The 7671-nt window shown below is 64.7% G+C and carries 8 protein-coding genes; 5 read left to right on the plus strand and 3 right to left on the minus strand.

From position 1 onward, the window contains the following. Nucleotides 1-307 (plus strand): FCD domain-containing protein (locus I0Q12_RS34410; RefSeq protein ID WP_231611755.1); only part of this gene is annotated, 307 nt, incomplete at its 5' end. A 41-nt stretch (nt 308-348) separates the two neighbouring features. Here the strand turns inward: I0Q12_RS34410 and I0Q12_RS30580 are convergent. After that, a complete protein-coding gene (locus I0Q12_RS30580; protein ID WP_197257680.1) occupies nt 349-816 on the minus strand; it encodes a hypothetical protein in 468 nt (155 codons plus the stop codon). A gap of 311 nt (nt 817-1127) precedes the next feature. Here I0Q12_RS30580 and I0Q12_RS30585 point away from each other — a divergent pair, with 311 nt between their 5' ends. Together I0Q12_RS30585 and I0Q12_RS30590 are read left to right on the plus strand one after the other, a co-directional pair. Beyond that, nucleotides 1128-1745 (plus strand): VOC family protein, encoded by a 618-nt coding sequence (locus I0Q12_RS30585; protein ID WP_307846654.1) that lies wholly within the window; start codon nt 1128-1130, stop codon nt 1743-1745. After that, nucleotides 1742-3337: an FAD-dependent oxidoreductase gene (locus tag I0Q12_RS30590; RefSeq protein WP_197257682.1), complete on the plus strand. Its 1596-nt coding sequence runs from the start codon at nt 1742-1744 to the stop codon at nt 3335-3337. The genes I0Q12_RS30585 and I0Q12_RS30590 overlap by 4 nt, the downstream gene beginning before the upstream one ends. A 134-nt stretch (nt 3338-3471) precedes the next feature. On the opposite strand, the gene I0Q12_RS30595 is transcribed toward I0Q12_RS30590, so the two are convergent. Further along, nucleotides 3472-4455, minus strand: coding sequence for an NAD(P)/FAD-dependent oxidoreductase (locus I0Q12_RS30595; RefSeq protein ID WP_197257684.1), 984 nt, complete (start codon nt 4453-4455; stop codon nt 3472-3474). A 74-nt stretch (nt 4456-4529) separates the two neighbouring features. Further along, nucleotides 4530-5996, minus strand: a complete 1467-nt coding sequence (locus I0Q12_RS30600; RefSeq protein ID WP_197257686.1) for an MFS transporter — start codon at nt 5994-5996, stop codon at nt 4530-4532. 475 nt (nt 5997-6471) lie between these two features. On the opposite strand from I0Q12_RS30600, the gene I0Q12_RS30605 reads away from it, so the two are divergent. Next, nucleotides 6472-6750, plus strand: coding sequence for a ferredoxin (locus I0Q12_RS30605; RefSeq protein WP_197257689.1), 279 nt, complete (start codon nt 6472-6474; stop codon nt 6748-6750). Between the two features lie 95 nt (nt 6751-6845). Beyond that, nucleotides 6846-7671 (plus strand): Rieske 2Fe-2S domain-containing protein (locus I0Q12_RS30610; RefSeq protein ID WP_197257691.1); only part of this gene is annotated, 826 nt, incomplete at its 3' end.

Genomic DNA, 7671 nt, shown 5'->3' on the forward strand with positions numbered 1-7671 from the left:
GGCGAGATTCCACCTGCGGATGGTCCAATTGTCCGGCAATGCCACGCTCGCATTGATTGCGGGCATGCTGCACGAGATCTACGAGCGGCACACCACCAATGTGTCCCGCGAGCGCGCCTTCACGGACGCCGATGCCGCCCAGGACCGCTACAAGCTGTTCGTTCGTTCGCTCCGCCGACTGATCAAACTGCTCCGCGCTCGCGACGGCGACGGGGCTTCCACCCACTGGAACAAGCACATGAAGGTCGCGCGGGACATGATGCTCGAGGGGAACGAGAATACGCAGGTCCGCGACATTCTCGACTGACTTCTCGGCGATAACACTCTCGCCGCTCTCTCGAGCGGGCCTCAGGCGACGTCGAGTCGACCCGCCCAGGCCGTGGCGCTACGCTCGAACGCTCGGAACGCAGCCAAAGCCCTGGCGACCACCCCCTCGACCTGTTCCGGCGCGGTGTCGAGGCACAGTTGCATCAGAACGTGGTGGGGCCCGCCGGATGGCAGAAGTTCGGCGGCGAGTTCGGCATCGATCAACCCGGCTCCGACGGCAGCCACGCACGACTCGGCGAACGTCCCGGGCAATTGCCGGGAACTCGCCCGGGCGACGTGGCGGTTGATCTCGAGCGCCATGTCCATCAGGTTCGCGAGCACTCGCTCGATCACAACTCCGGACGTCGTGTCCCGCTCCAGAAGCGGGACATCGACGGGGCCGACGGATTCCACCTGCTGCAGCGCCCGTCGCATAGTGATCAGGACGTGATCGATACGCTCGGAATCCGAGCGGGAGCATGCATCTCGCGACGCCCGCGCGGCAGCCACGGAAAGCGCGACACCGGCCGGTGCGCCCCCTTCCACAGCCGGGGGACACGTCGATACGCGGTTCGGAGTGTTCACTCCCCCATCGTGAGCGCTTCCCGACCGATGCGTCAACACACGACTCCGTCCGGCCGAGAGTCCATGGACCTGCACCGCAGCACACGTCGCTTCCAATCCCGTTCCGCCAGATGGCATGCGCAGTAGACCGGGTCGTGCCGGTGGGACGACAGTTGAGGTACGTCGTGGACATTGCCATCCGAGCACTCGTCGGATGAGTCCGCGCACAAATACCATGCCGAGGACGAGGATTCATTGTGAAGTCGTTGAGCGACCTGATGCGCGACTGCATGCAGTTGGGATACGTGACCGAGGACATCGATGCCGCGGCCGCATTCCTCGAAACCAAACTGGGAACGGTCCAGTGCCGCAAGAGTTACCGTTCGTCATTGGGGCGAACACCCGACGCCGGGACGCAGAGTCCCTCGGCTTCGAAGCCCGCCACGCCCGAGGGATCATTCGTCGTTGTCGACGGTGCGATCGCCGAGGAATGGGTGATCGACGTGGCGCTGGTCAACGCAGGCGCAACCAATATCGAGATCATTCGGCCGGTTGCCGGCGCGGTTGACCTCTATCGCGGCAGGCTTCGCTCCGATTCCCCGGCAACCTTCCACCATGCCGGTTTTCGTGTCGACGACTTCGACGAGGCCTCGGCAATGGTGGCGCGAAGTGGGCGCGAATGGGCGCAGTACGGCGTCAGCGGCGGCATCCGTTTCGGATATCTGGATCTGACTGCCGAACTCGGGCACTTCATCGAGGTGATGGAACTCGACGAGGCGAGCGCGAACATGTTCACGAAATTGGAAGAGGCTTCCAACTCTCTCACTGACCGCCAGGTCGGTCTCGGGGCTCCCCGCGACGCAGGAAAGGGATGAAATTGCATAAAAATGAGGCTGAAGACACCTACGACGTCATCGTCGTCGGCTCGGGCGCGGGATTGGTGGGCGCGGTTGCGGCGGCCGCACGTGGACTCCGAACACTGGTCATCGAAAAGACCGAGTTCATCGGTGGCACCACGGCCTACTCGGGTTCGGGGCTGTGGCTGCCAGGCAACGCGGCCGAGCGACGCGCCGGGGTGGATTCGGGACCCGACCAGGCACGCCCCTACCTCGATGCCATAGTCGGCAACGACGCACCCGTTGCGCTGAGGGAAGCCTTCCTCAGCGCCGGAGCGCCCATGATCGATGAACTCGAGAGCCACTCGTGGATGGGCCGCTTCTACTGGCTCGGTGTCCCCGACTATTTCGAGAAGGCACCGGGCAGCCTTCCCGGCGGCCGCACGATCTTCCCGGAAGCCCTCGATCGTTCGGCGCTGGGCGATCTCGAACCGCTGGTACGTCGGCCACAGTGGGCCGAGCGATCCGGCGCCCACCCCGGCGACGTGATGACCGGTGGGCAGGCACTGATCGGCCGCCTGCTGCTCTCCTTCATGGCGACCGGCAATGGCGAGATCCGGACGAACACACCGCTCACAGGGCTCGTTGTCGAAGACGGCCGGGTAGTCGGAGTCGAGGCGGAATCCGGGGGAGAGCCGATCACGCTGCGCGCCCGCCGCGGTGTCATCCTCGCGGCAGGCGGCTACGAGCGCAATGCCGAGTTCCGTCAGAAGTACCAGCCGGAGACCACGGGAGAATGGTCCCAGGGGGCACCCGGCAATACCGGCGACGCCCTGCTCGCCGGTATGGACGTAGGTGCCGCGACGGATCTCCTCGAGGAGGCCTGGTTCGCTCCTGGCCTCGTGGTACCCAACGACCGCCCCGTGTTCTACACGTCGGTCTGGAGCGGAATCTGGGTCAATGCTGCCGGTGAGCGCTTCATGAACGAACGGCTTCCGTACGACCGGTCCGGTCACGAAATTCTTCGTGCCCATCGTAATTCGGATGTTTCCCACATCCCTGTCCACTGGGTGTTCGATCAGCGCCAGTTCGACAACGAACGGGCGTTCTCCTCTCCGCCGGTGGCGCCGCAGTCCACTGACTGGTTCGACATCGACGAGTTCCTGCAGGCCGGCGTCCTCCAGCGTGCCGACACACTCGACGAACTGGCAGACCTGATCGGTGTACCTGCCGAAGCGTTGGCGAAGAGCGTCGCAAAGTTCAACGAGTACGCTCTCAGCGGCAAGGACGAGGACTTCGGCCGAGGTGACGCACCATGGGACCTGAACATCGTCAACACGTGCGGCCCTCACCACGACGGGCCGAATCCGTGCCTGGGCCTGATCGACAAGCCGCCGTACTACGCAGCGCAGATCGTGGTGTCGGACCTCGGCACGAAGGGCGGCCTGAAGACCGACGACCACTCCCGCGTTCTGCGTGAGGACGGTTCCGTTATCGCCGGCCTCTACGCATCGGGTAACACCATGGCGCCGATGACCGGTCGGATCTACCCCGGTGCGGGCGGCCCGGTCGGCTCGTCCATGGTCTTCTCCTACATCGCCGCGCTGGACATGGCCGGCGCAGACGACTGACACGAGGTCCACGCACAACGTCAGGCCCCCGAGGTTGTAAACCTCGGGGGCCCTTTCGTTTCCGAACACCGAACTCGTGAGCCAGCGACGGAGCGACCGGAGTGGTCACGGACCACTCCGGTCAGGCATATGGTTCAGGCTGCGTCCGTCGAGTGTCCGGGGAACAGCGACAGGGTCGGATCCAGCAGCACTGCCGCATTGTTGACCGCCGTGGCCACCTCACCGAATCCGACCGACATGAGTCGGACCTTCCCTGTGTACGAGGTGATGTCACCTGCGGCATAGACACGCGGCACCGAGGTCTGCATCCTGGTGTTGACGACGATCGTGCGACGATCCAGCTCCATTCCCCATTCCGTCAGTGGCCCGAGGTTGCTGATGAACCCGAGCGCGGCGACGACCGCGTCGACAGGTACGACCCGAACCTCGCTCTGACCGTCGATGCGTACGTGTGCCTGCTGTACGGTGCCGTTGCCGTGCAGCGACTCCACCTGCGCGTCGGTGATGATCGCGACGTCGCTCTCGTGCAGTTCCCGAACGCTCGCGGCATGCGCACGGAAAGCGCCACGGCGATGGACGAGCGTCACCGAGCGGGCGACCTTCCGCAGCGCAAGCGCCCAGTCCACCGCACTGTCCCCGCCACCGACGACGAGCACGTCACGATCGGCGTGCTCGTGCGGGTCCGGCACGAAATAGCTCAGGCCGCGATCGAGAAACTCCTCGCCCGCCGGAAGGGTGCGCGGGGTGAAGGTTCCGATGCCAGCGGTGACGATCACCGCTCCGGCGTCGATGACAGTGCCGTCGGACAGGGTGACCACCGGCCGGCCCTCCGGTGAGGAGGCCAGGGTGACCGCTTCACGGCCGAGGAGATAGCGCGGTTCGAATGCGTCGGCCTGCGCCTTGAGTGCGGCGACGACCTCTCGGCCGAGTGCCCCCGGGACCGCGGCGATGTCACGGATCTCCTTCTCCGGATACAGCGCGGCGATCTGCCCACCACACTGGGGAAGCGCGTCGACGAGCACGGTGGACAGGCCGCGAAAGCCCGCCGTGTAGGCACCGAACAGGCCGACTGGGCCTGCACCGACGATGAGAATGTCTGTGGTTACGGTCTCGGCCATGAGCCGACCTCCTGGTACGAAGATGATGACTCGGGGCGACGGCCGACCTGACCGACAAGAACCCGAATGTGAAGTCAGAGCGGGTTGCGCTCCAGATCGCCCGTGCTCGGCAATACGCCGCCAACGGAGCCGGGCATGGGTTCCGGTGTGTTGGCCGAGAACTCCTCGATGACCTCGCCTCGCCGTTCACGAAGAACCGTGAACCCGACGACGAGGGCCACGATACAGATCGCAGCCGAGATCCACAGCCACGTGGTGATGCCCTGATCCTGGTAGTACACACCACCTTCCGGAACAGCCACCAGGTACGGGGCCATGACCGCGAACATGACGACCGGAAGAATCGACGATGCCCCGGTGGTGCACAGCTGAACAGTTCCTGCCGTCGACCCCTGGTCCCCGGCAGGCGTGGCACGCATGACCAGGTTCGGAACCGCAGCGCTGGAGACGCCGCTGGCCAGGCCGAGGAGAAGGCTGCCGAGCATCACGATGGCGAACGTATCGTGGGCCAGGGCAAACGACACCGACGACAGTGCGAAGAGCACGATGCCCAGGGACAAGAATGTGCGTGGGTTTCGTCCCCGCGCGAGGAGGACGCCGATCACCGCGCCACCGACGACTGTCGCCAGTTGCTTAGGCGTCGCGATACCCGAATACTCCAGGCTGTTCAGTCCCAGTCCGTAGGTGATGCCGTTGTCCCTTGAGGTCATCGCGAGCAGCGGCACAATCTGGTATGTCGCTGCCGACACCGCATACGCAACAGCGCCGGCGAACGCCACGAACACGAGGGACTTACGCCGGAAGAGCGCGAGATTGACGATGGGCTCGTGGACGGTGCGCGTTCGCAACACGAACGCCCACCCGAGAACAACACCGGTCACCGGCAGCGGGGAGGCCGCGAGCCAGCCCCACGTCCGGCCCATGCTGACGTAGAGCAGAACGGGAACAACGGCGCCTGCCAGGAGAACACCGCCGAGGATGTCCGGCCTGGTTTCGCGACGGCTGGGCGATTCGGGCAGGATCACCCGGATCGCGACGCACAGACCGACGGTCCAGGCCGCATCGAACAGGAACATTCCGCGGAAACCGTGGTTCTCCAACAGCCATCCGATCACAGTCGGTGCCACGATCGCGAAGGCACCCATCCCGGTGACGGTGATGCTCGCGGCGAACGCTGCCTGCCTGGGCGGATAGATGTCACGGATGAAGGACGGAATCAGCGAGAGCGTCGCGAGGATGGGGCCCTGGAAAATCCGTCCGATCAGCAGGACAGTGAAGGACGGGGCAATCGCGCAGACCAGGGCACCGATTCCGGCCACGGCCATGGTGATCAGCAGGACCCGCCGCTCGCCGTAGAGATCGGCTGCCTTGCCCAGGAGTGGCGCACTCACAGCACCGACGAGGAAGTAGACGGTGATCAGCCAGCCGCCCTGCGTCGTCGGAAACCGCTCGAGAATGTCGGGCAAACCAATCGAGATCATGCTGTTGCCCAGTGAGAGCGCCTCGAGCACTGCCGACATGAGAACGATGCCGATGATCATCGTGACTGTCCATCCCCGTGTCGAGTCCGGCTCGGCTGGCGGCGTGGATAGTGACATCGGTGTTCCTCCTCGGGACGTGAAGGGTGAACGCGCACATCGGCCGGCGAGCGGTGTCCACTCTGTGTACGGGGGACCGTCGGGCAAACCCCGACACCGAGATACGAGGCGCTCGGTGTCCGGCTCAGCTTAAGTCGTCGCAATGACGTGTTCGCAGCGCCTATTCCGCTCGATGGAATGGCAAATGGACAATCCGAAAGCGCTGGCGGAGAGTGATTTTAGCGCCTGATGCCGCACAGGGTTCGACGGCGACTGCAGAGGCCGATCGGCCCGGATGTGCAGCCCAGGCGTAATTCCGGCGGCGACAGCGGATGCCGACGGCACCAAACCACCAGCCGAACCGACGCCGGTGAGTCGTCGCGGTACCGGCCGATCGCAACAGGCCGGGACCAGTAAGTGGATGAGGAAGGCATATCTCATGAGTGACGAAGTCCGGGTGTGGATCGAACACAACCTGTGCACCGGCGACGGACTCTGCGTTCAGTACGCCCCTGACGTCTTCCAGTTCGACGACGCCGGGGTGGCCCACGTCAAGAGCGAGCCGGACGGTCCACTGCTGACCGAGGAAGGCGCGTCCGCCAACGTGCCGGAAAGCCTTCGCCTCGACGTCATCGACGCTGCTGACGGATGCCCAGGAAACTGCATCCACGTTGCCCGGATCGCCGACGGCGTCGAGATTGCCGGACCGAACGCCTGAAGACCGAAACGAGCCAGGATCCCCCCGTGCATACGCACGATTGAACGCCAGTGACAGGAAGTGTGGTTGCGATGACAGCCGTAGACGGGCTTCGGATGAATCGACCCATCTGGTTCGAGGGCGACGTGCCGCCCGAGAAGGTGCCCGAGAAGTACCGACTCGATCGAGCTTTCATTCCGAAGGCTCGCTACATCGACGCGGAGTTCCAGAAACTCGAAGTCGACAAGATGTTCACCCATACGTGGCAGATCGCGTGCCGCGTCGAAGAGTTGCCGGACGTGGGGTGCTTCGTCGAGTACGAGATCGGCAAGTTCTCGATCCTGCTCGTGCGTGAGTCGAAGAGCGAAATCCGAGCCTACCACAACGCATGCCGTCATCGGGGCACCCGGCTCGCCCGGGGCCGCGGGCGCGTCGGCTCGCTGATCTGCCCGTTCCACGGCTGGCGTTGGAACCTTGACGGGTCCATCCGACTCGTTCTCGACCGCGAGGAGTTCGTCCCCCGTTCCGACGACGACCTCGGACTGGTCCGCGTTCGAGCCGAACAGTGGGGGGGCTTCGTTTTCATCAACCTCGATCCCGAGGCTGTACCGCTGCTCGAGTACCTCGACCCGGTCGCGCGGATCTTCGCACCGTTCCAGCTGGAGAACTTCCGGTACCGGTGGGGCAAGGGCATCATCGCACCGTGCAACTGGAAGACGGCGATGGACGCGTTCCTCGAGGCGTACCACGTGGCGGGAACGCATCCGCAGCTCTTCCGCCTTGACAAGTCGGACGACAGACTCGCCGCGCTGAAGGAACTCGACGGTCGGGCGTGGGCGCCGACCACCGTCTACGAGCGACATGCCCACTACTCCGCACTCGGACCGAAGTCAGGCTCGTCCAGGACCGACGGCAAGGACCCGGCCAGGAAGGCCGGCGACG

Source organism: Rhodococcus sp. CX, assembly GCF_015865005.1.
GTDB lineage: Bacteria > Actinomycetota > Actinomycetes > Mycobacteriales > Mycobacteriaceae > Rhodococcus.

Bases quoted from the DNA above. Each gene is read 5' to 3' on its own strand.
- I0Q12_RS30590 (WP_197257682.1), top strand. From the start codon at position 1,742: ATGAAATTGCATAAAAATGAGGCTGAAGACACCTACGACGTCATCGTC.
- I0Q12_RS30595 (WP_197257684.1), bottom strand. From the start codon at position 4,455: ATGGCCGAGACCGTAACCACAGACATTCTCATCGTCGGTGCAGGCCCA.
- I0Q12_RS30600 (WP_197257686.1), bottom strand. From the start codon at position 5,996: ATGATCATCGGCATCGTTCTCATGTCGGCAGTGCTCGAGGCGCTCTCA.
- I0Q12_RS30605 (WP_197257689.1), top strand. From the start codon at position 6,472: ATGAGTGACGAAGTCCGGGTGTGGATCGAACACAACCTGTGCACCGGC.